At 58.7% G+C, this 22,873-nt stretch carries 16 protein-coding genes and 1 other RNA gene; 10 read left to right on the forward strand and 7 right to left on the reverse strand.

Features of this window, described 5'->3' with window-relative positions; translation table 11 throughout:
* Positions 1-28: 28 nt before the first annotated feature.
* On the forward strand, positions 29-2,950 hold the full coding sequence (locus ABD903_RS00615) for a Kelch repeat-containing protein (RefSeq protein ID WP_345220413.1): 2,922 nt from the start codon (positions 29-31) through the stop codon (positions 2,948-2,950).
* Between the two features lie 167 nt (positions 2,951-3,117).
* Here the strand turns inward: ABD903_RS00615 and ABD903_RS00620 are convergent, their stop codons facing one another.
* Entirely contained in the window at positions 3,118-4,056 is a 939-nt protein-coding gene (locus tag ABD903_RS00620) for an NmrA family NAD(P)-binding protein (protein ID WP_345220415.1), read from the reverse strand.
* A 160-nt stretch (positions 4,057-4,216) separates the two neighbouring features.
* On the opposite strand from ABD903_RS00620, the gene ABD903_RS00625 reads away from it, so the two are divergent.
* A complete protein-coding gene (locus tag ABD903_RS00625) occupies positions 4,217-4,375 on the forward strand; it encodes a hypothetical protein (protein ID WP_345220416.1) in 159 nt (52 codons plus the stop codon).
* A 96-nt stretch (positions 4,376-4,471) separates the two neighbouring features.
* Here ABD903_RS00625 and ABD903_RS00630 read toward each other — a convergent pair whose 3' ends face one another.
* The 4 genes from ABD903_RS00630 to ABD903_RS00645 all read right to left on the reverse strand — a co-directional run bounded on the left by ABD903_RS00630 (position 4,472) and on the right by ABD903_RS00645 (position 12,318).
* The gene (locus ABD903_RS00630; RefSeq protein WP_345220418.1) at positions 4,472-5,410 is read right to left on the reverse strand and encodes a hypothetical protein; all 939 of its coding nucleotides are present in this window, start codon (positions 5,408-5,410) and stop codon (positions 4,472-4,474) included.
* A 37-nt stretch (positions 5,411-5,447) separates the two neighbouring features.
* Positions 5,448-6,713 (reverse strand): NADP-dependent isocitrate dehydrogenase, encoded by a 1,266-nt coding sequence (gene icd / locus ABD903_RS00635; protein ID WP_345220420.1) that lies wholly within the window; start codon positions 6,711-6,713, stop codon positions 5,448-5,450.
* A 398-nt stretch (positions 6,714-7,111) separates the two neighbouring features.
* A complete protein-coding gene (locus ABD903_RS00640; RefSeq protein ID WP_345220421.1) occupies positions 7,112-10,147 on the reverse strand; it encodes a M16 family metallopeptidase in 3,036 nt (1,011 codons plus the stop codon).
* Positions 10,148-10,269: 122 nt separating this feature from the next.
* Positions 10,270-12,318, reverse strand: a complete 2,049-nt coding sequence (locus ABD903_RS00645) for a DNA polymerase III subunit gamma/tau (RefSeq protein ID WP_345220422.1) — start codon at positions 12,316-12,318, stop codon at positions 10,270-10,272.
* Positions 12,319-12,613: 295 nt separating this feature from the next.
* Between ABD903_RS00645 and ABD903_RS00650 the strand changes: the two genes are divergently transcribed.
* The 8 genes from ABD903_RS00650 (at position 12,614) to ABD903_RS00685 (ending at position 21,342) form a co-directional block, all read left to right on the forward strand.
* Entirely contained in the window at positions 12,614-14,788 is a 2,175-nt protein-coding gene (locus ABD903_RS00650) for a prolyl oligopeptidase family serine peptidase (RefSeq protein WP_345220424.1), read from the forward strand.
* A gap of 180 nt (positions 14,789-14,968) precedes the next feature.
* Positions 14,969-15,340: a transfer-messenger RNA gene (gene ssrA, locus ABD903_RS00655) on the forward strand.
* A 350-nt stretch (positions 15,341-15,690) separates the two neighbouring features.
* Entirely contained in the window at positions 15,691-16,137 is a 447-nt protein-coding gene (locus ABD903_RS00660) for a CHRD domain-containing protein (protein ID WP_345220426.1), read from the forward strand.
* Positions 16,138-16,564: 427 nt separating this feature from the next.
* On the forward strand, positions 16,565-17,329 hold the full coding sequence (gene map / locus ABD903_RS00665; protein ID WP_345220427.1) for a type I methionyl aminopeptidase: 765 nt from the start codon (positions 16,565-16,567) through the stop codon (positions 17,327-17,329).
* A gap of 393 nt (positions 17,330-17,722) precedes the next feature.
* Positions 17,723-18,085 (forward strand): hypothetical protein, encoded by a 363-nt coding sequence (locus tag ABD903_RS00670; protein ID WP_345220429.1) that lies wholly within the window; start codon positions 17,723-17,725, stop codon positions 18,083-18,085.
* A 17-nt stretch (positions 18,086-18,102) separates the two neighbouring features.
* A complete protein-coding gene (locus ABD903_RS00675) occupies positions 18,103-19,353 on the forward strand; it encodes a PAS domain-containing protein (RefSeq protein WP_345220431.1) in 1,251 nt (416 codons plus the stop codon).
* 235 nt (positions 19,354-19,588) lie between these two features.
* A complete protein-coding gene (locus ABD903_RS00680; RefSeq protein ID WP_345220433.1) occupies positions 19,589-19,903 on the forward strand; it encodes a hypothetical protein in 315 nt (104 codons plus the stop codon).
* A 128-nt stretch (positions 19,904-20,031) separates the two neighbouring features.
* A complete protein-coding gene (locus ABD903_RS00685) occupies positions 20,032-21,342 on the forward strand; it encodes a cystathionine gamma-synthase family protein (protein ID WP_345220435.1) in 1,311 nt (436 codons plus the stop codon).
* Positions 21,343-21,414: 72 nt separating this feature from the next.
* Here the strand turns inward: ABD903_RS00685 and ABD903_RS00690 are convergent, their stop codons facing one another.
* Positions 21,415-21,795 carry a hypothetical protein gene (locus tag ABD903_RS00690; RefSeq protein ID WP_345220436.1) on the reverse strand — a complete coding sequence of 127 codons (381 nt, stop codon included), beginning with the start codon at positions 21,793-21,795 and terminating at the stop codon, positions 21,415-21,417.
* 26 nt (positions 21,796-21,821) lie between these two features.
* Entirely contained in the window at positions 21,822-22,757 is a 936-nt protein-coding gene (uvsE, locus tag ABD903_RS00695; RefSeq protein ID WP_345220438.1) for a UV DNA damage repair endonuclease UvsE, read from the reverse strand.
* Between the last annotated feature and the right edge of the window lie 116 nt (positions 22,758-22,873).

Below are 22,873 nucleotides of genomic sequence, written 5' to 3' on the forward strand. Positions count from 1 at the left end.
TTAAACCCAACAATATCTTCCCACGAACATGCCCCAACGTTTACCTACGCTTGGCCTTGTGCTGGTCGGTTTTCTTTTTGGCAGCCAGGTGCTGGCGCAATCTGCTGACCCCACAGTTTCACAGGGCAATGTTTCCCACGCGCATCAGCCAGCCCTGCAGCCTAATCCCATAGCGGCCCGCTCAAACGGGCCCTGGGTAGCCATGGCCCCGATGAGCACTGCCCGCGCCCAGCAGGGGGCCGTGGCGCACCCGAACGGCAACATTTACGTGTTTGGGGGCTACAATGGCTCCACCACGTTCAACTCCACCGAGGCGTACAACATCGCAACCGGTATCTGGACGAGCCGGGCCCCCATGCCCGTACCCATGCAGGGACCCGCGGCGGCGGTGGGCCTCGACGGCAACATCTACTCGTTTGCCGGCCGCGACCAGAGCATATACCGCTCCGAATGCTTCCGCTATAATCCCACCACGAATACCTGGACAACCATTGCCTCCATGCCGTCGGCGCGCTGGGAGGCGCGGGCTCTAACGGCCCCTAGCGGCCTCATTTACGTGTTCGGGGGCTGGAACTTCGACCTGGGAATCACTCCGGCTACGGATGTGCAGATTTACAACCCCAGCACCAACACCTGGTCCGTGGGTACATCCATGCCGCGAGCCATCATGGGCATGGCGGCGGCCATCGACGCCGCCGGGCTGATGCATATTTACGGGGGCATTGGGGCCAGTCCCTATCCGGCCCTGACGGATCATTACGTGTACAACCCCACCACCAACGCCTGGACCACCGCGGCGAGCTTGCCCAACCCGGCCCGGGGCTACACCACCGGCGTAGCCGGCTCCGACGGCAACCTCTACATTGTCGGCGGCGATAATGACATCGGGATGAACCTCGGCACGTTCTACAACAACGTGGATTATTACACCCCGGCTACCAACACCTGGACCGCGGGCACTTCGCTGCCCCAGGCCATAACGGAGATGCGCGCGGTGGCCGCCGGCAACTTCGTGTACGTGGTGGGTGGATTAACTGCCTCGAACAGTCCGACCGCTACCTTGTACCGCACGGCAACCACAACGGCCGTTGCCACCACCACGACTTGGACGGGCAACGTTTCCACCGATTGGTTTACGGCCGGCAACTGGTCCGATGGCGTACCCACCGCCTTGCTGGATGCCTCTATTCCGAGCGGCCGGCCCCGGATGCCCATTATAGCCAGCGGCGCGGCAGCCGCCAAGGCACTAACCATCAGCAGTGGTGCCGCGCTCAGTATGAGTGGCGGAACGCTGGATCTGAAGGGCAACGTCGCCAACGATGGATCTTTCTCGGCCAGCACCGGTACGGTTACGTTATCGGGAGCTGCTAACCAAACCCTGAACGGCACGGGCACCAGCAATTTGTATGACTTAACGGTAGGCCTGTCGGGTGCTACGTTGGGCGGCCCGTTGCGCGTGGCCCGGGTGCTAACCCTGAACGGCAACCTGAACAGCGCCGGTAACCTCACGCTGCTTTCCACGCCCGCGCTGAGCGGCATGATTGTAAATAGCGTGGGCCAGCAGGTGCAAGGCAACATGACCATTCAGCGCGCTGAGGCCGGCAGCATGCAGGGCTACCGCCACCTGAGTGCCCCCGTAACCGGAGCCACTGTGGCGCAGTTGGGCAGCGGCGGCTCGTCGGTGGTGGTAAACCCGGCGTACAACACGTCGGCCACGCCGGGGCTGGTTACGCCTTTTCCCACGGTGTTTGCCTACGACCAAACGCGGTTGAACTCAACCACCGATTTCTTCGACCGGGGGTGGGTGTCGCCGACGGGTACAACGCAGGCTATGAGCACCGGCCAGGGCTACACGGCCCAGCTGGCTGGCGGACAAACGCTGTCATTCACCGGTTCGGCGCCGCCCGCAGAGCAGGTTCAGTTGTCTGGTTTGGGCAATTCGGGAGCTGCCAATTCCGGGTGGCACTTGCTGGGTAACCCCTTCCCGTCGCCGCTGAGCCTGTCGGCCATGCGCCCCGCGCTGCAAACGGGCGGCCTGGCCGATGCCGTATACGTGTTCCGTCCCAGCGGCCCGTACACCGGTAGCTACGATCAGTATGTAAACGGCATTGGTACGGGCGACCTAAGCAACGGGCAACTGGCCTTGGGCCAGGGCTTTTTCGTGCGCAACCCCAACGCCGGCACCAACGCCAGCCTGAGCATTACCCGCGCCATGCGTCTGACCACCTACGCGAATCCCACGTTCCAGCGCCAAGCCAACACCGATACCCGGCCGCGCCTGGATTTGCAGGTGAGCAACGGCAGCGCCTACGATGTGGTGGTGTTTTACGCCGAAGCCGGCGCCACGCCCGGCGTCGATGTGCGTTTCGATGCTTGGAAAGTGCCCACGGCCTCGTTGGTGAGTGTGGCTACGGTAGCTGGCACCGAGCAACTCAGCATTCAGGGCCTGCCCGAGCTAACGGCGCCGCAAGTGGTGCTGCCCTTGGAAGTGGTAGCACCGGCTGGTACGTTCACCTTCTCGGCGCAGCGGCTGATGCATTTCCCGGCCACCGCTGAGGTGCTGCTGGAAGACCGCCTCACCGGCACCCTGCACGATTTGCGCCGCGGCGCCTACACGGCAACCCTCGCGGGCGGAACCACCAGCGGCCGCTTCTTCGTGCGCCTCGGTGCGGCCCGCGTGCTGGCCAGCAATACCCACAAGAGCCTCGGCCAAGTGCAACTGTACCCCAACCCCGCGCAGGGCAAGGCGTTCCTGAACGTTCCGGCCACTGGCGTAGCGCGCATTGTGGTGCTTAACACGGTAGGCCAACAGGTGCTGAGCCAGGAAGCCCGGGCTGTAAACGGCTTGGTTACGGCCGAGCTGAACACCAGCAGCCTTGGCAGCGGCGTGTATTCGGTGCGGGTTACCACGGCGGGTGGCTCGGCTACCAGCAAACTGGTGGTTCGATAAAGACTGCGCGGTGCGGTTTGCATCTGAGAAGTGCAGAGCGCCGCTGCTAAACTGCAGAAGCCGGAGCTACGATAAGTAGCCGGATTTGCATAAAACAAGAACGGGACGCCCACCTTGGGCGTCCCGTTCTTGTTTGTAGGGGTTTGAGCTGGGGGCGGCTTGGCTGCCTATTTTTTGGTGGCTAGCACCTCGCGCACCGAGGTCCAATGGATTTCGGGGTAGCGGTTGTTGTCAAGCGGCGCCAGCTTGGGGAGGCCGGTGAACATGTTGTGCAGGTATTGCATGCCCTGCCAGGGCGGAAACACGTCGTCGGAGGCGGGCATGAGGGCTTTGGTTAGCTTGATAACGTTACCAAAAGCACCGAGGCCGCCGATGCGAAACAACTTAAACTTCTCGCCCGTGGCGGCGCTGGCGGCCTGCTGCAAGCCCTGCATACTGGCTACTTCGCCAGCTACGCGTAGGTAGCGGGGCGTGGTGGGGTCGAGGGCGGCGGCGGCGGTAAATTCGGCGGTGTTGGCGGTGGTGGTGAAGTCCATGGGCTGGTAGGCGTCGCCCCAGTAAGCCACGCGCTTCAAGCCGAAGAGGACGACCGGGGCCTGGCCGGTGAGCAGGTCGGTGAACATGCCGTTCAGCACGGAGGTAGCCTGAATGGGCGCTTTGTCGAGGTTGCGGCTGAATTCGCGGCGCAGGTCGAGGTTGCGGTTTGAGCCTTCGGGCAGCTTGGTGTAGTCGATGGAGTAATCGGAGGGAATGAAGCGGGGCACGCCGGCGGCTACGGCAGCCTGGAGCAGGTGCGTTTGGGTGTCCACAATCACGTCGTGCAGGCCGGAAAGGGCCGATACCACGCAGGCCGCGCCGGCGCAAGCTTCGGTTAGGGCGGCTTCGTTGTTGAAATCGACTTCCAACACCGTAGCGCCTTGGTTGCGCAGGGCGGCGGCTTCGGGCTTGACACCGCTGCCGGGGCGAATTAAGGCCCGCACTGTGGCGCCGCGTTGCAGCAGGTATTGGCCGATGAGCCGGCCCAGGGCGCCGGTGGCGCCGGCCAGCACGATAGTGGCGGAGGCGGGCTTGGTGCCGGGCAAGTGGGCGGGGATGGTTTCTGCCAAAATAGAAGCCTGAAAAGAAGGAGGAGAGGGGCCGCACGCCGGCGAAATGGTGAAGGGCTTACGGGTAGCGTAACCCGGTGCGCGGCGCAATGTTGGGCATACCGCGGAGCTTACGGAAAGGTTATACCAAGGGGACGGGGAGTGGCTTGAATCGACGAAGGTGCTCAACCACCTCTACGCGCTGCTGCGGGAGCTGATGGCCGACGGCAAAAGCCTGTACCGGGGCGTGGACAAGGCGAAGGAGAAGAACTACACGCTGGCGCAGCTGCTGAAGCGGGTGCAGCAGGAACGGGGGGAAGCGGTCAAGCCGGTGGCTTAGGTTTTTTGGATATGTGCTTACATGAAACAGGGCATCCCGTGGTGGGATGCCCTGTTTCATGTATTTAGCGAAGTATTCAAATTATTAATATAAAACCTATTGATTACCAATCTGCTTTATTTTTGACACTACCCCCGTTAGGTTGTTGATATTTGGGAATAGATTAGATACGTTCTCAGGAGCTGCTAGAGAAGGATAAATTTCGGTTCCTTTCTCAATTAATTTTGAAAATAATTCAATAGAATGCTTAAGGCGTTCTACTCTCTCCGGATTTTTAATGTCATAATTTTCTTCATTAATATGATTAGCCTCCGCATCAATTACTTCCTTAAGTAGAGCTTGTTGGGCCTGCTGTATTTCTTCAACAGCAGTATTCCTAATTCCAAGCCCACGTACTTGCTGAGCAAGTAAGTCACCCTCTTGCTTCTTTTTATATATAACCATCGCGGCCCATACTAAGCTACCAACTAAAAGCACTGCTGCTGAAGATCCTAAGAAAATTTGTAACCATATAGATCCGTTTTCAACGCCAGTAATTTCTACCTTTCCTCCTATTTCATCCTCAATGACAGTTTGGCTTAATGCAATGTGCAAGTCATGAGAAAACTTTTCAAGGTCATGAAAATCTTTAATGCTATCAGGTAGTCTAACGTTAATTGAATCCGATGGCTGGTCTTTAATAGTAGATGACAGCGCATCAAGTAGCAACTCCCCTATGAGAGAAGCACTTCTTATTCTATTAGATATATCAGAGGACTCACTGTAATTAACACTAATGCTATCCGCACCTGTCTGATAAAGGATAGTGTTTTTTATAGGATCTATCTGATCTACTAAAAGTCCAGCAGATTCTAATTGATGTATAGCATATTTTAAGGAGTTTATTCCTTTGAATAAAACTGGGCCAGGCTGACCATTAGTAAGTGGGCTCCCTGCTGTCTTCTCAATTTTTATATTTTTAATGTTTTGCGAAAGCACATTAACTAATTGGCTTGTTCTCATTATTTTATTGTTTTGTATAAAGAAAAGGACCACCTATTTAGGGGTGGTCCTTTTCTTTATATCTATACTACTACATGTTCTTCACAATCTCCTCGCCGAACTCCGAGCATTTCAGCAGGGTGGCGCCTTCCATGAGGCGTTCGAAGTCGTAGGTGACGCGCTTGGAGGCAATGGCGGCTTCGAGGCCTTTGTAGATGAGGTCGGCGGCTTCCTGCCAGCCCATGTACTCCAGCATGAGGGCGCCGGAGAGGATTACGGAGCCGGGGTTCACCTTGTCCTGGCCGGCGTACTTGGGCGCGGTGCCGTGGGTGGCCTCAAAAATGGCGTGGCCGGTGAGGTAGTTGATGTTGGCGCCGGGTGCAATGCCGATACCGCCGACGATGGCGGCGAGGGCGTCGGAGATGTAGTCGCCGTTCAGGTTGAGGGTGGCTACCACGTCGTAGTCGGCGGGGCGGAGCAGGATCTGCTGCAGGAAGGCATCGGCGATGCTGTCCTTCACCAGTATTTTGCCCGAAGCCAGCTCGTTCTTCATGTGCAGGTTGGCGGCATCGGCACCGTGCTTGGCGGCCAGCTTGTCGTATTGGGCCCAGGTGAAGACTTTGTCGCCGAATTCTTTCTCGGCCAACTCATAACCCCAAGTTTTGAAGGCACCCTCGGTGAACTTCATGATGTTGCCCTTGTGCACGATGGTCACTGACTCGCGCTTTTGCTCCAGGGCGTAGTTGATGGCAGCGCGCACGAGGCGCTCGGTGCCCTCCTTGGATACGGGCTTGATGCCGAAGGAGGAGGTTTCGGGGAAGCGGATTTTCTTCACGCCCATCTCGTCCTGCAGGAATTCCAGCATTTTCTGGGCCTGAGGCGTGCCGTTCATGTACTCGATGCCGGCGTAGATGTCTTCGGTGTTTTCGCGGAAGATGACCATGTCGGTCAGCTCGGGCTGCTTCACGGGCGAGGGCACGCCGTTAAACCAGCGCACGGGGCGTACGCAGGCGTACAGGTCGAGTTCCTGGCGCAGGGCCACGTTCAGGGAACGAATACCGCCGCCTACGGGCGTGGTGAGGGGACCTTTAATGCCCACGAGGTATTCGCGGAAGGCTTCCAGGGTTTCATTGGGCAACCAGTTGTTGGCTTGCTTAAACGCCTTCTCACCGGCCAGTACTTCTTTCCATACCAACTGACGCTCGGTGCCGTAGGCTTTGGCCACGGCGGCGTCGAACACGCGAACCGACGCAGCCCAGATGTCCGGACCGATGCCGTCGCCTTCGATGAAAGGAATAGTAGGACGATTGGGAACGTTAAGCTTGCCGTTCTTAATGGTAATCTTCTGGTCTGCCATATGAAACGTGGTCGTTTAAGACGGATGTTTAGGGGTGTTGGTGGGCGGGAAGCGGGCGGGCAAAGCAGTGCCTACGCCGGTTGGGGCGGGGCCTTTCTTGTCAGGTCGCTCGAATCAGAGTGCAAAGCACCGACTAAAATTGGGGGGAAACAAGTGTTTGGGAAAAATGTCGTATGGGAGGCCGGGAAGGGCTTTGGCGCGCCAGTGCGATGCGGAGGGTGACAACTGCTGAACGAGGCTTTTGTTAGCGGTTGTCGTGGTTGTTTTCGGCCGCATTGGCCTAAAAAATAGCGCCCGAAACCTGCGGAGAGGTTTCGGGCGCTGTGCGTTCTGGGGTAAGGTAGCGAGTGGTTTTCGGCAGGCGGCGCGGACGCCGGTCAACCCAACCGGCCTTGCTTTTAGTAGCCGAAAATTTCCTTTAGCGTGAGCTGCTTCACCTCGCCGTACTTGGCTAGCTCCTTGAAGTTCAGGCGGTCCTTGGAGCCGATGACGAGAATGGTTTGGGGCTGGCCTTTCACCTTGGCTTGCTGAAATTTCTTGAGGTCGTCGAGGCTCATGCTAGCTGTCTTTTCGTACACGTCGCGGCGCAGGTCGTAGTCGAGGCCGAGGCGTTTGGCGCGCTCGTAGCTGAAGAGGATGTCCGACTTGGTGATGCGCTCGGTGGCAATGCTGTTGCGGATGCTCTGGCGGGCAATGGTGAGGTTGGCCTCGGCGGCGGGCATGTCGGTGAGCAGGGCTTCCATGCCGGCCATGGCCTCGGGCAGCTTGTCGGCCTGGGTGCCGATGTAGCTGAGCTGGTAGTTGGAGCGGCCGGCTTTGTCGGCGTTGGCGTAGCGCGAGGTGGCGGAGTAGGCCAGGGCCTTGGATTCGCGCAGCTCCTGGAACACAATGCTGCCCATGTTGCCGCCGAAGTACTCGTTGTAGAGGCTCACGGTGGGCACAATGTCCTTGTTGTACACCTCGCCCTTAGTCAGGAACAGGATTTCGGCCTGCACCATGTTGTAATCAACCCAGTAGACTTTGCGGTCCTTGAGGGGCAGCTCGGCGAAGTCCTTGGCGGGCGGGGTGGGGGTGAGCTTGGCGGGCGTGCGGTGAAGATTCTTGAGAATGGTAGCAATGCCGGCCGGTATAAAGGTGCTTTTACCATTATCTGGACCGTCGCTGATTTCTTCTTGGGTGTCAAACCCGTCAATTTTACGTGGGCCATAGTACAGCACGCGGTGCTCGTAGGTCGGGATTTTCTTGGTGAGGGCCGTGAGGTCGGCGGGCTTTAGGGCCTTTAGCTCTTTCTCACTCAGCTGGCTGGTGAAAGGGTTTTGGGGGCCGTACTTTACGTAGTTCACCATGCCTTGCTGCAGAATCACGCTCTTGTTGAGCTTGGCATCCTGGCGCGACTTCAGTACGCCGGCCACCATGTCTTTCAGGGCTTTGGCGTCGGGCGTGGGGTTGGCCAGCAGTTGCTCAAATAGTTGCAGAGCCGGCTCCAGGTTTTTGTCGAGGCCGGAGAGGCTCACGAAAATGCGGTCGGCGCCGCTGTTCACGCTGAACGAGCAGCCCAGCTTGTAGAACTCCTGCTGCAGTTGGGCGGCGCTGTACTTGCCGGTGCCCAGGTACTGCAGGTAGTTGGCGGCGAGGCCCAGCTTGGGGTCGTTGTTGGTGCCCAGGTCGAGCACGTAATACAGGTCGAAGAGGCCGTTTTCCTTGTTCTGGGTGTAGAACAGCGGCAGGCCGGGCTTGAGCTGGGTTTGCTGAATGTCTTTCTGGTAATCGACGAACACGGGCTGCAGCTCGGGCGTGGGCATGCTTACCACTTGCTGGTAGTACTCGGAAGCTACCTCGCGGTTCACCGGCACCGGCGTAATGGCGGGCTTGATGACTTTGGGCGTGCTGGTGTCTTTGCCGGTGCGCTTGTACACCAGGGCGTAGCCGGGGCCGTAATACTGGTTGGCTACGCGCACCACGTCTTCCTTGGTCAGCTTGCCGAACTCCTCGAACTGGTTGAGGTAATCCTTCCAGTTCTGCTTGGCCACGAAGGCGGCCACGAAAGCGCCGGCGCGAGACTCGTTGTTCTCGTAGCTCTTGGTGCGCTGCAACTGCTCGTTGTTGATGATGGCCGTGATGAGCCAGTCGGGGAAGTCGCCCTTCTTTACTTTATCCAGCTGCGCCAGCAGCAGGTCGCGCACCTGCTCCAGCTTCTGGCCCTGGCGCGGCGTGCCGTACAGCACGTGGGTGCTGTAGTCGTTGTTGATTTCAGTGAACGACGCGGCTTCCAGCACGGCCTGCTGCTGGTTCAGGTTCAGGTCGATGAGGCCGGCCTGGCCGTTGGTCAGAATCTTGTCGATGAGGCGCAGCGTGAGGGCATCCTTCGAGGCCGTGCCGGGAAAGCGGAAGCCAATCATCACGTTCTCGGCGTTCGGGCCCTTCACCTCCGATACCCGCGGCGCCTGAATGGGCTCTTCCTGCGCCGGCGTGTAGGCCGGCACCGGCTTGGTTTTGAGCTTGCCGAAGTATTGGTCTACGAGGCGAATGGTCTGGTCGTAGTCCAAGTCGCCGCTCATGGTCACGGCCATGTTGTTGGGCACGTAGTACTTATCGAAATACGCCTTAATCTCCGTAATGGAGGGATTCTGCAGGTGCTCGATGGTACCGATAGTGGTTTGCGTGCCGTACTCGTGCTTTTTGAACAACGAGCGGTTCAGGGCTTCAAACTCCTTGTTGAAGTCGTTGTCCAGCCCGCGGTTTTTCTCCTCGTACACGGCCTCCAGCTCGGTGTGGAACAGGCGCGGCACCAGCTCGCCAAACCGTTCGGCCTGCACGGAAGCCCACTGCTCGATGCGGTTCGAGGGAATGTCTTCCTGATATACTGTCTGCTCGTTGGAGGTGTAGGCGTTCGAACCCTTCGCCCCAATGGCGCCCATCAGCTTGTCGTACTCGTTGGCTACGGCATACTTGGCCGCCACGCCCGAAACCGAGTCGATTTGGTGGTAGAGCTTCTTGCGCAACGCGGCGTCGCGAGTGCCGCGGTACTGCTCGTACAGCCCTTCGATTTTCGCCAGCTCCTGCTGCTCGGCCGCGTAGTTCTGCGCGCCCAGCCGCGAGGTGCCTTTGAACACCATATGCTCCAGGTAGTGAGCCAGACCGGTGGCGTTGGCTGGGTCGTTCTTGGAGCCGGCGCGCACCGCCACGTAGGTCTGAATGCGCGGCGCGTCGTCGTAGTCGGAGAGGTACACCGTCAGGCCGTTGTCCAAGGTGTAGATGCGCGTTTTCAGCGGGTCGCCCTCCACGGTGGTGTACTTGTACTCCTTGGCTTTGGGCGTTTCAGCGGCTTGGGTGGCGGCCGGCGCAGTGGCCGTGGCGGCCGTTTTGCTCGATTGGCATTCGGTTAGGGCCAGAGCGGCCACCGCCGGCAGCAGGAGCAGGAAGGGTTTTTTCACGGGAATGAGACTAGCAGAAGGAGAGGAACCAAAGGTAGTTATGCGGCCATAACAGAGCCGCACAACCAAAAGCTCCCTTCTTGCAAACAAGAGAGAAGCTTTTCATAGCTACTTTTTCGCGCTTAAAAGTCCGTGTCCAACCCCAGTCGTTGCTTCATTTCCACGAGCACGGGGTACTTATCGGCCAGGAAGGCAAACTTGTCGGTGGAGGTGTAGAGGCGCTTCACCGTGGGGGCCGATTCTACCACTTCGGCGGCTAGGCGCAGGGTGCGGAAGCCGGTGCGGCGCTTGAGCTCCATCAGCAGCTCGGGGCGGAAGGAATTAAACTGGTCCATCTGCACGCCGTTGTCGAGGTGCAGGTGAATGGTGTGCTGATCATCGGCCTGCACCGGGCGGTTCAGCACGAGATACTCGCTCATGCTGTTGACTTTGCGTTCCTCGGCAATTTCGGCCCACACCCGCTGCAGCACTTCGTTGTCGATTTGGCCGGTTACGGGGCCGGTTGCCTCTTCCTCCACTACCACGGCAGCCACTTCCTGCCGCTGCGACGCCTGCGCCTTCACGGCTTGCAGGTTCATCTTGGGAATGGCAATGGGCTTGGGCGCCGGACGTGTGCCAGGCAAGCTGGATTCCGACACCAGTGCCGGCGCACCGGGCTCGTGACCGGCTACGCTGGGGCGGCCAGCAACTACGTGCGGCAGCGTATCTATTAGCTGGGCTTTGGTAGATGGGCGCTCCTCCTGCTCGTCTTCGATGCTGGGCGTGGGGTGCATTTCTTCCACGCCACTTTGCACCGGCACAATGGGCTCGGGCGCGGCCGGCGCGTGAGCTTGCGTGCCGTTGGGCTTCGGATATGCCGGGGGCGCATCGTGGGCCACCGTACCGTTCAGGGCCGCACCGTTCGTGGCGTACGCTGCCGTGCCGTTCGCCTGGCGCGGACCTGCCGAAGCAGATGCGGCCAGCGGCGCGGCCGGCTCTGCGGGCGCTACTGAACTAGTTTTTTTTTTAGCCTCGCCGTTATCCGACGATGCTACGTGGTTGCCAGCCGAGGCTACTAAATCCTGCGTGAGCTGCACGGCGTTGCGCAGGTAGGCCAGCTTCATGAGCACCAGCTCCACGTGCAGGCGCTGGTTTTTGGCGGCCTTAAAATCTCGGTCGCACTGGCTGAGCAGGTTCAGGCCGGTCACCAAAAAGCTCAGCGGCGCTTGCCGGGCCTGGTCGATGTAGCGCTGACGCAGGCCTTCCGATACCTCCAGCAGCTGCACCGTTTGCGGGTCTTTGCTCACCAGCAGGCCGCGCAAGTGCTCGGCGGCGCCCACTACAAACTGGTGCAAATCGAAGCCATTCTGCACCACTTCGTCCAGCAGCAGCAGTGTGGCCGACAGGTCTTGGGTGAGGCAAGCTTCGGTAAGGCGGAAATAGTACTCGTAATCGAGCACGTGCAGGTTCTGCACCACCGCCCGGTAGCTCAGCTGATGGCCCGAGAAGGTAACCATCTGGTCGAAAATGCTGAGTGCGTCGCGCAAACCGCCGTCGGCTTTTTGGGCAATGAGGTGCAGCGCGTCGTCTTCGGCCTGCACCTGCTCCTTGCCGGCAATGTAGCCGAGGTGCCCCACGATGTCGTCGAGCTTGATGCGGTTGAAATCGAAGATCTGGCAGCGCGACAAAATCGTGGGGATGATTTTGTGGCGCTCGGTGGTAGCCAGAATAAAAATGGCATAGCCCGGCGGCTCTTCCAGCGTCTTCAGAAACGCGTTGAAGGCCGCGTTCGAGAGCATGTGCACCTCGTCGATGATGTACACCTTGTAGCGGCCGGCCTGCGGGGCGTAGCGCACCTGCTCCACCAAAGAGCGGATGTCTTCCACCGAGTTATTGGAGGCCGCGTCCAGCTCGTGCACGTTAAACGAGGCGCTCTGGTTGAAGGCGCGGCAGGAGTCGCACTGGTCGCAGGCTTCGGCCTCGGGCGTGAGATTGGTGCAGTTAATGGTTTTGGCCAGAATGCGGGCGCAAGTGGTTTTGCCCACGCCGCGCGGACCGCAAAACAGGAATGCCTGGGCCAAGTGGCCGGTCACAATGGCGTTCTGTAACGTGGTGGTTACGTGCTGCTGCCCTACCACGCTGCGGAACGTGGCGGGACGGTACTTACGGGCCGAAACGACGAAATTTTCCATGCTCACTCCCTGCAAAGATACCCTGAAAAGGCGGGCTTTGGAAACCCAATTCCGGGCGGTTTAGCTCCTGCAAACTCCACCTTTCAGTACCTGACGCATCCATTCCCTAACCGCTAATCCCTGATGCAGGGCAAGGTTTTTAGTCGGCAGTTAAGAAGTGAATCAGTTATGTAGAATGCATCGTGTGTGCTGACTACCACATCATTGTGTGATTGTGCTGCCGGGTAGAATTGGTGTCATTGGGGGCCTTCTGATTACTCAGTCTCATTTGCTAACCAATTGCCGCATTATGCACATGAAACCAGTATTACTTCTTGCGGGCATGCTCGCCTCCGTGGCCGCCCTAGCCCAGCAAGGGCCGCCCGCGGCGCCCTCGGTAACTGCCACCGATATGTACTTCGGAACGAAGGTGGAGGACCCCTACCGCAACCTCGAAAATCTTAACGATGCGGCCGTACAAACCTGGATGAAGTCGCAGGCCGCGTATGCCCGTCAAACCCTCGATGCCATTTCCGGCCGGCAGGGGCTTATCGACAAGATGAAGGACTTCGACTCGCGCAAAGCGTCGCGCGTGAGCGAACTGCGCGTAACCGACAACGACCGGTACTTCTACTTTAAGTCGCGCCCCCAAGACCAGCAGCCCAAGCTCTACTGCCGCGATGGGTACAAAGGCCAGGAAGTTCTGCTCTTCGACCCCGAGAATTACGATAAGGGCAAGGTGTTCAACATCAGCGGTTTTTCGCCCACCAACGACGGCTCCAAGGTGTCGTTTGGCCTGACCGAGAAAGGTGCCGAACTGGGCCGCACGCTCATCATGGATGTGAAAGCCCGCAAGCTGTACCCCGAGCAATTGCAACTCACGCGCGGTGGCGGCGAGTGGCTGCCCGACAACCAAACACTGGCCTATTTGCCATTTAACAACGGCGACCTGAAGGACATGGCCGCCCGCCAAAACACGCAGTGCCGCCTGCACCGCGTGGGCACGCCCGTGGCCCAGGACCAGCCGGTGTTTTCCAGCCAGCTATACCCCAAGCTTAGCATTCGTTCTTCCGATTACCCCTACGCCGGCATCGACCGCGACGCCAAGCTGGCCTACGGCTTTTTGTACTCCGTAGACCGTTACCTGCACGGCTATTACGCCCCGGCGGAGTCCTTAACCAAGCCCAACGTGCCTTGGCAGCCACTGTTTCAGCCCGCCGATGAAGTCACCAATTTCGTGACCGACGAGCAGTACATCTACTTTGTTACCTCCAAAAACACCCCGCGCCAGAAGTTGATGCGCATGCCCGTTGCCAAGCCCAACGTGGCCGCGGCCGAGGTGCTGGTGCCCGAAAGCCCCGACGAGGCCATCAAGGACGAGCAACTGAAAACCACCAAAGACGGGTTGTACTTTGTGCGGGTTAAAAACGGGGTGCAAGCCAAGCTTTACTTTCTGCCCCGCAACTCAAAATCGGCGCAGGAGCTGAAACTGCCACAGCCGTCGGGTCTCATTGAGCTGGTTACCAAAAACGCGCAGTCGTCGGACCTGTGGGCCACGCTGGGCGGCTGGACCGCCGACCGGCAGCGCTACCGCTACACGGCTGCCACCGGGAAATTTACGTCTGAGCCGTTGTCATCGGAGGTGCAGTACCCGGAGTTTGCGGATCTGGTGGTGGAGGAAATTACGGTGCCCTCGCACGACGGCGTAATGGTGCCACTTTCCCTGGTATACAAGAAAGGCACGCCCCGCAACGGCTCGGTACCGGTGCTCATGGTGGGCTACGGCGCGTACTCCAAGTCTACCGGCCCGTTTTTCTACCCGCCGTACCTGCTCTGGACCCAGCAAGGTGGAGTGCTGGCTGTGGCCCACGTGCGCGGTGGTGGCGAACTGGGCGAGGAATGGCACAAAGCCGGACAGAAAACCACCAAGCCCAACACCTGGAAAGATTTGATTGCCAGCGCTGAATACTTGGTGCAGAACAAATACACCAGCCCCGGCAAAATTGCCATTAACGGCGGCAGCGCCGGCGGCATTCTGGTAGGCCGGGCCATGACGGAACGCCCCGATCTGTTTGCCGTGGCTATTCCGGAGGTGGGCCTTATGAATGCTGTACGCATGGAAAACTCACCCAACGGCCCCGTGAACGTGCCCGAGTTTGGCACCGTGCAGAAGGAAGACGAGTACAAGGCCCTGCTGGCAATGGATGCCTACCACCACCTCCAAAAAGGCACTAAATACCCCGCTACGCTCGTAACGGCCGGTTTTAACGACCCCCGCGTTATTGCCTGGCAGCCCGCCAAGTTCGCCGCCCGCCTGCAAGCCAGTAACACCTCGGGCAAGCCCGTGCTGTTCTTCACCGATTACGAAGCCGGTCACGGCAATGGCGACTCTAAACAGAAGCAGTTTGAGACCATGGCCGACTTGCTAAGCTTTGGCCTCTGGCAAACCGGTACGCCCGGTTTTCAGCCCAAGGCTACCGCCGCGAAATAAGCCTCCATACCAAGCGAACGGGCCGGGAAGCGCCGCCATTGTTTCCACCGCAATGCCGGACGAACCCGCCCGTTCGCTTGTCTTTTTACGGGAACATTTTTACCCGGTAGCAACGTTTCCTGATTGATGTGCGTACCTTCGCACCCCGCCTTACCGGGTGGGCATCGTTCTTTTAAAATTGGGGCTGACCGGAATTGACAGCTCGTGCAAGTCGCGAGTAAGCGTGTCGAGAGTTGAATGAATCTCTCGCCAACAAATCATTCGACCAATAACTGGCGACTACTCGTACGCCATGGCTGCCTAGTCTAGGTACTAAGCACTAGCCATCATCCCGCATCCGTCTTCCTTTTCACGGGTGAGTTCGGGGTGTCGAAAGTATTAGGATAGTTTGGGTGGCGCTGCGACGCCCAAGCGAAACTCAAGCAGATAAGGGTAACCTATAGGCCTGATGTGCGCCTCGGTTGCTTCGAACAAATCAAGCATAGATACACACGTAGAAAGCTCGTCGGTTTCCTTGTCTGGACCAGGGTTCGACTCCCTGCAGCTCCACTTTGAACCCTCTTCACGCATCGTGGAGAGGGTTTTTTGTTTTCGGTGAAAGCATAAAAGAACAGTGAGTGAAGGAGCCGGCCGAGCTGTTTAACCAACTTCAAGCCGCCTGAAGATGCTTCAGTGAAGATCGGATGCGCAGTATGAGGTACCCGGGGCCACCTGATTAACAGCAGGTTTTGCCACTAGCAGTAAGGGCTGCGCATTTACGCTTGAATCAATTAAAATGTATTAAAGCAAATATTAAAATATATAGTTGGTTTTTACAGAAATGACCGAGGGGCTCATAATTAATTAAACATTTCCCTGTCGAATTGATTTCAGAGTGAAATTCACTTTTCACACACCATCAAATGATGAAAAATTACGCTTACCTCTTCCTGCTTTTCGTGAGTCTGCTGAGCACGGCCTGCAACAACGACGATGACGACACTACGCCTGCTGCGCAAACCACTGCCTTAACGGCCACGCTGAATGGCATGCAAGAGGTTCCAGCGAACAACTCCACCGGCACGGGCACTTTTAGCGGTACCTTAAACAAAACCACGCGCGAGTTCACGTACCGCATCGAATTTCAGGGCTTGACCGCCAACCCCACTGCCGGTCACTTTCACCAGGCGGTTCCCGGCTCAAACGGTCCGGTTGTGTATCCCTTGGGTGGTTTAACGTCGCCCATTACCGGCAAGATAACCTTGACCGAAGCCGAGGCTGCCAAGCTGCTGGCCGGCGAGTTCTACGCCAACCTGCACACCGCCGCCTTCACGGGTGGAGAAATCCGCGGCAACATCAAAGTGCAGTAAGACTCTGGTCTTGCCCAAACGCAAAGTGGCCGCAGCACATGCTGCGGCCACTTTGCGTTTGGGCAAGACCTGTTTACGGACCCAGGATGCACGCTTTTCCTGTAGGCCGAATTTCTGCGTCGCCTGTGTTGTACGGGCTACTGATTCAGTGCTGGAACCAAGCTGAGCGGCATAGGTAGGTGTGACTGGATGCAAACGGTGCTGCAAGTCACTCGGTAAGGCTGAGCTACGGCCCGCTTCCCTTACGCGACAAACTCCGCCACTTTATTACGGATACGTGCTGAAAGGGCCCTGTTCTTCGTTGTGTTACGCCGCTTGTGTTACGCTGCCAAACGGATGCTAAGCGCCTTCCGTACAGTTATTTTGCCATAATGTTCGGCTCGCGTCCTGTCTGGCAGGACCTTGCCGCTGAAATCAGCTCGTTGCCATGTCCATCACCTCCCAAGCCGACCTCACCGGCCTGCAGCAGATCAGCGCCGCCGTTGCTACCACCCTCCAGCAAATGCGCGAATATGCCCAGCCCGGCATGAGCACGCAGGAACTGGACGAATACGGCGGCCGTTTACTGGCCGCGCAAGGCGCCCGCTCGGCCCCGCGCCTAACCTACGGTTTCCCGGGCTGGACCTGCATCAGCGTGAATAACGAAGTGGCGCACGGTATACCCGCGCCGCACAAGTTGCTGCGGGAAGGCGACCTGATTAACATCGACGTGTCGGCGGAGAAGGGCGGCTACTGGGCCGACAACGGCGGCTCGTTTGTGCTCGGCGCCGATCTGCACCGGCATCAGCCTTTGGTAGACGCTTCCCGGCAGATTCTGCGCACGGCCATCAGCCGCATCCGGGGTGGGGTGCGCATTGCCGACATTGGCGGGCTGATTGAGGCTGAAGCCCGCAAAGCCGGTTTCCGTGTTATCAAGAACCTGGTCGGCCACGGCATTGGCCGCAGTTTGCACGAGGAGCCCAAGGAAATTCCCAACTACTACGACCGCCACAACCTGAAGCGCTTCAAAAGCAACTCGGTGGTGGCCGTGGAAACGTTCATCTCCACTCGTGCCAGCCTGGCGCACCAGCTCGGCGACGGATGGACGCTGGTCACCAAGGATGGCAGCTTTGTGGCCCAGCACGAGCACACGCTGGTGGTTACCGACGGCCAGCCCCTGATTCTGACCGCGGCCAACGGCATTTGGGACTAACAGTGCCTGATGCAGGTGCAACAAGCCTCACTTAATTCATGCTTCGATTAGCCGATTTGATATAAGCTGTTAGCTAGCTGCGCTTAGAGGCCATATCTAACCGCGCAGGCAGCTTTTGCCCTACAGGTTCATGCGTGAATATGAGGCCGAAAATGCCTGGGGTGTTTCGTGCTTAGCCGGCGGCTTTTCGCCGGGTTATCGGGCCATTTTGAGCCGGTACAACTATTAGCGGCTGATTATCATACCGCTGTGGCATTAGCAAGATATAAGCTGAACTGTAACTAGTCCAGCCGCGTTGGAACCACGAAATACTGCTTTTTGAGGGGGTGTATTAAAGCCTTTTAATGTGCCTATCTTTGCGGTTTCTGCCGCTACAACGTCTCCCGCCACCGCATGACCGATACATACCTGTTTGATATCAACCTGCAGCAACTGCCGGACGATTACCTGACGGGCGAGTGGCGCGTGGCCGACCGCGTGCTCAACCACACCGACCCCACCAGTACCCTGGCGCAGGCTACCCACGTATCCCTGGAGCCCGGCGCGTTGCAGGTACACATGGGCAACGCTTATAAGAGCGGGCAGTGGGCCGTACGCCGCGACGAGTTGTTGAGCCGCCCCTATTTGGAGCTGCAACTGGCCGAAGAAGACACCCGTGCGCTTATTACCCGCCTGCGCCGCTCCGCCGATGGCCTCATCAGCCAGCTTAGTTTGTATTTTCTCTCCGGCATGGAGGTGCAACTCACGCGCCCCTAGCTCATTGCTGCCTTACAATGTTGAACCCCAATGACATTTTAAGCTACGAACGCCTGCAAACGGCTGTGGAAGCCGCCGGCATTGGTACCTGGGACCTGAACCCGCTCACCGGCGAGCTGAATTGGTCGGACCGCTGCAAAGCGTTGTTTGGGCTGCCGGTTACGGCTGCCATTGATTACCCCACCTTTTTGCAAGGGCTGCACCCCGACGACCGAAAATCGGCAGACCAAGCTGTTACGCACGCCCTCGACCCCGCCGGCGACGGTGCGTTTGACATTGAGTACCGCACCGTGGGCTTGCAGGACGGCGGCCAAGTGCGTTGGATACGGGCTACGGGCAAAGCCTTTTTTGACGACGCCCGTACCCAGGCTATGCGTTTTGTGGGCACTGTGGCCGATGTTACCGCCTCCAAAAAACGAGAACTGGAAGCCGTGCGCCTGGCTGCCATTGTGGAACAGTCCAGCGACTTCGTGGGGTTGGCTTCGGCCGACGGCAGCGTGCTGTACCTGAACCCGGCCGCTCAGCAGCTGGTGGGGCTGGAAACCGAGGAGCAAATTCGGCAAACCCGCCTAGCGGAATATTTCATGCCCGAGGCGCTGCCCGCCATTGAAGAGCAAGTGCTACCCGGCGTAATGCGCGACGGCACCTGGACTGGGGAACTGCCCATGCGGCACTTTGCCACAGGCCGGGCGGTGCCAGTGCGCTACCATGTATTCCGCATCGACGACCCCGTAACGGGCGAACCGACGCTGGCCACTGCAAGCCAAGACCTCTCGCAGTACAAATCGGCCGCCACTAATTTCAACTTCCTGGCGGAAATGATTCCGCAGCTGGTGTGGACTACGGATGCCGAAGGCTTCCACGATTACTTCAACCAGCGCTGGATCGATTACACGGGCTATACCGTGGAAAACAGCGCCGGTACCGAAATGTGGAACAACCTGCTGCACCCCGACGACCGGCAACGGGCGCGGGAGCGGTTTGCTCATTCGCTGAAAACCGGTGAGTTTTATGAAATAGAGTACCGCTTCATTTCCAAAGACGGCAATTACCGCTGGTTCCTGGGCCAGGCCGTACCCCTGCGCAACGACGAAGGCCAAATTGTAAAGTGGTTTGGAACCTGCACCGATATTGAGCAGCAAAAGCAGTTGCAGGACCGTCTGGAACGCGCCTATTCCGATCTGGAACTGAAAGTAACCTTCCGGACCCTGGAGCTGGAACGCCAGGTACAGGAGCTGCGCAAACAGCTGGCCGAAGTGGGTAAATAACAGTCAGTCCTCTTTTTACAAAAACACCCCGCCCGCTGTAGCGCTACAGCGGGCGGGGTGTTTTTGTAAGGGCGGTAAATGCCAGCCCGCAGTTACCCGTTATGCCACGGCCAGGCGTGAGGCGGGCGAGTTCGAAGCCGCATGTAAACCAGCAAAAAGCCCTGCTGCCAGAACGGCAATGTGTTATATGTAACCCGCTTGCGTATAAGTAGGCTGTAACCCATCCGTTTCTCCTATGAAAATGACTCATTGGCTAACCGCTGCTCTTATTGCCGCCGCTTCGTTGGGCGCAAATGCCCAAACCACCCCTGAAACACCCAAGAAGTCCGCGCCGGCCACCAGAACGGTACAGGGGGTGTATGCTTCGCCCGTCGGTTCTCCGGTGCTGCCACCCGGCAACAACCGTCCGCGCCGCCTCGCTGTCGACGACTCGGCCGCCAGCCCTAACTACGGTCCGCCCCAAACGGCCACCGCCGACATGAAAAAGGAGCAGAAACCCGAGCGTAAACGAAAGCGCATGAAACCCTTGCCCAGCACTATACACCCGTAAGTTGTGTATTCCCCGGCCTCTTCAAGAACCCGCTGCCGCCCTCGGTAGCGGGTTTTTTTACGTGCGCCCGCAGAGCAAAAGCCTACCTTCGTCTTTCTGCCCTGCTTGCCACCCCTTTCCCCACCCATATGAAACAACTACACGAACAGGCCCACCTGAACGGCCGCCCCCTCAAGCCCGAGAGCTTGATGATGAGCTACGGCTTCAAGCCCGAATGGAGCGAAGGCGCCATCAAATGCCCCATTTTCCAAACGTCCACCTTCGTTTTCAACAGCGCCGAAGAAGGTAAGGCATTCTTTGAGCTGGCCTACGGCCTGCGCCAGCCCGCGCCCGAAGAGGAAATGGGCCTGATTTACTCGCGCCTGAACAACCCCAGCCTCGAAATTCTGGAGGACCGCCTCACCCTCTGGGACGGCGCCGAAGACGCGGCCTCGTTCGCCTCGGGCATGGCCGCCATCAGTACTTCGCTGCTGGCCCTGCTCAAGCCCGGCGACGTGGTGCTGCATTCCGAACCCGTGTACGGCGGCTCCGATTTCTTCCTGAAGCAGGTGCTGCCGCGCTTTGGCATAACGGCCGAAGGATTCGATTTGCACACTACCCCCGAACAGCTACAGGAGCGCGCCGCTGCCCTGGGCGAGAAGCTGGCTGTGCTGTTCGTGGAAACACCGGCCAACCCCACCAACCGCCTTTTCGACCTGCAAGCCTGCGCCGCCGCGGCCCGGCGCGGCGGTACCGCGCAGCGCCCGTGCCGCGTGCTGGTCGATAATACCTTCCTTGGGCCCGTGTTTCAGCACCCGCTACGCCACGGCGCCGACCTCGTGATTTACTCCGCCACCAAGTTTCTGGGTGGCCACTCCGACCTCATTGCCGGCGCCGTGCTCGGCTCGAAAGCCCTCATGAAAGAGGTGCGGGCCATGCGCACGTTCATGGGCACCATGTGCGACCCTAACACCGGCTGGATGCTCATGCGCAGCCTCGAAACCCTGAAACTGCGCATGGAGCGCGCCGCCCAAAGCGCCCGGGTTATTGCCGACTGGCTGCGTGAGCACGCGCAGGTAACGCGCACCTACTACCTCGGCCACTTGCAGGACGACCCCGCTCAGCAGGCCATTTTCGAGCAGCAGTGTCTTTCGGCCGGCTCCATGATTTCCTTTGATATTGCGGGCGGCGAAGCCGAGGCGTTCCAGTTCCTGAACAGCCTCAAGCTCATAAAGCTGGCCGTAAGCCTGGGCGGTACCGAAAGCCTGGCCGAGCACCCCGCCAGCATGACGCACTCCGACATTGAGCCCGCCACCCAGCGCGAAATGGGCATTACCGCCAGCATGGTGCGCCTCAGCATTGGGGTAGAAGATGCCCACGACCTTATTGCAGACCTGGACCAAGCGTTCAATCAAGTGCAGCAACAGGCGGTTGCTCCCGTAGCAGCGCTTCACGCCTAAAGCTGCTCTAAATAAAAACGGCCCGGCGGCATCGGTTAACGATGCCGCCGGGCCGTTTTGCGTTCGAATGCGCTACTTCTTCTTGCCGTTGTTGTCGGCTTCCAGGTCGCCGCCGATGCGCAGGAGGAGGGTGCTCAGCTGGTTTAAACCGAGTTTTCGTTCTTCGGGCGCACTGCGCATCAGTTCACTGGTTTGCGCACCCAGCATGCTCAGGCACCGGCCAATGGAAGGGCCGTCGAGCTTACCGCTGCTCAGCATCGACTGCAGGTTGCCAAACTCGCGGGCAATGTTTTGCAGCTCGGGCTGACCGCTTTGCAGGAATTGCTGCTGCCAGACTTCGGTATTTTCCATGGCGGCGCTCAGGGGCAGAGCGGTTAGGCCACCTTGCAGGGCGTGAATGGTATTGGCCAGCAAATCGGCGTTTTCCTGGTCGGTAGGGGTGGGTTGTTTCATTCGGATAGAAGGCAAAAGGAAATGGGTTAGGAAACGGCTGGGTTGCCCGAGGGAACAGACTGCGCAGCACGCACCAGCAGGCCCACGTCTTGCATAATCATGCAGGCACGGTGGGCGCTGGCTTCTTTGTCTTTGATTTCGAGCATGATGTCGGCATCGAGGCCGCGTAGGTCTTCCAGGAAACGGCGGAATAGGTCTTCTTCCATGCTGGCTACGTGCTTGCCGCGCCGCTCACCGGGTGCTTGCGAACTGTAGTCAATCATTATGGGGCCATCGAGGGTGGGGTGCCAGGTGGCGGCCGCCATGCGCAGGGCCAGCGGCATCGGCTCCCCGTTGTTGAGGCACTCGTGGTGAAAGTTATCGAAGAGCACGGGTACGCCCACGGCGTTGTGGAGGCGCAGGCAGTCCTGCAGGCTGTAAAGGCGGTCGTCGTTTTCTACCACCAGCCGGGCTTTCACCACATCGGGCAGCTGGCGGTACGTGGCAATCCAGCGCGTGAGGGCGGCTTCCTTGTCGCCGTACACGCCGCCGGCATGAATTTGCAGCTTGGCGGTACCGTCGAGGCCCATCAAATCCAGAATAGAACCCTGGTACACCAACTCATCGATGCTGCGCTGCACAATGCCCGCGTCGGGCGAATTGAGCACCACAAACTGATCCGGGTGAAACGAAACCCGTAAATCGTTTTGCTTGATGTAGTCACCGATGGCCCGAAACTCGGCGGCGAAGCGGGTTTGCCAGCGGAAAGTATTGATGGGGTGCGAACCAAACGGCACCACGCCCGAGCCAATGCGGAAAAAGCGCAGGTTGTGCTGCACGTTGTATTCCAGAATGCGCTGCAAACAGGCCAAATTGTTGGCCACGGCTTGCTCCACCCGTTCATCGGAGTACGACGCCAGCCTGAAAGTGCTGGTGGCGGTGCAGTCGAGCGACTCGTTTACGCAAGGATACCCTATTCTCATATCCCAGCTTACGCCGGGGCTGCTTCCGGGGTTTGTAGCACGAACCTTTAGTTCGCGTACGGTGGTCCTGCCGTTTCGGAAGTGCCCTCGGTATCAGTGGCTACGACGCTTTACGC

Origin of the sequence: Hymenobacter koreensis, from assembly GCF_039541855.1 — a bacterium.
Lineage (GTDB): Bacteria > Bacteroidota > Bacteroidia > Cytophagales > Hymenobacteraceae > Solirubrum > Solirubrum koreensis.

Coding starts and splice junctions, on each gene's coding strand:
- ABD903_RS00615 (WP_345220413.1), top strand. CDS start 29: ATGCCCCAACGTTTACCTACGCTTGGCCTTGTGCTGGTCGGTTTTCTT.
- icd (WP_345220420.1), bottom strand. CDS start 6,713: ATGGCAGACCAGAAGATTACCATTAAGAACGGCAAGCTTAACGTTCCC.
- ABD903_RS00645 (WP_345220422.1), bottom strand. CDS start 12,318: ATGGAAAATTTCGTCGTTTCGGCCCGTAAGTACCGTCCCGCCACGTTC.
- ABD903_RS00650 (WP_345220424.1), top strand. CDS start 12,614: ATGAAACCAGTATTACTTCTTGCGGGCATGCTCGCCTCCGTGGCCGCC.
- ABD903_RS00660 (WP_345220426.1), top strand. CDS start 15,691: ATGATGAAAAATTACGCTTACCTCTTCCTGCTTTTCGTGAGTCTGCTG.
- map (WP_345220427.1), top strand. CDS start 16,565: ATGTCCATCACCTCCCAAGCCGACCTCACCGGCCTGCAGCAGATCAGC.
- ABD903_RS00670 (WP_345220429.1), top strand. CDS start 17,723: ATGACCGATACATACCTGTTTGATATCAACCTGCAGCAACTGCCGGAC.
- ABD903_RS00675 (WP_345220431.1), top strand. CDS start 18,103: ATGTTGAACCCCAATGACATTTTAAGCTACGAACGCCTGCAAACGGCT.
- ABD903_RS00680 (WP_345220433.1), top strand. CDS start 19,589: ATGAAAATGACTCATTGGCTAACCGCTGCTCTTATTGCCGCCGCTTCG.
- ABD903_RS00685 (WP_345220435.1), top strand. CDS start 20,032: ATGAAACAACTACACGAACAGGCCCACCTGAACGGCCGCCCCCTCAAG.
- ABD903_RS00690 (WP_345220436.1), bottom strand. CDS start 21,795: ATGAAACAACCCACCCCTACCGACCAGGAAAACGCCGATTTGCTGGCC.
- uvsE (WP_345220438.1), bottom strand. CDS start 22,757: ATGAGAATAGGGTATCCTTGCGTAAACGAGTCGCTCGACTGCACCGCC.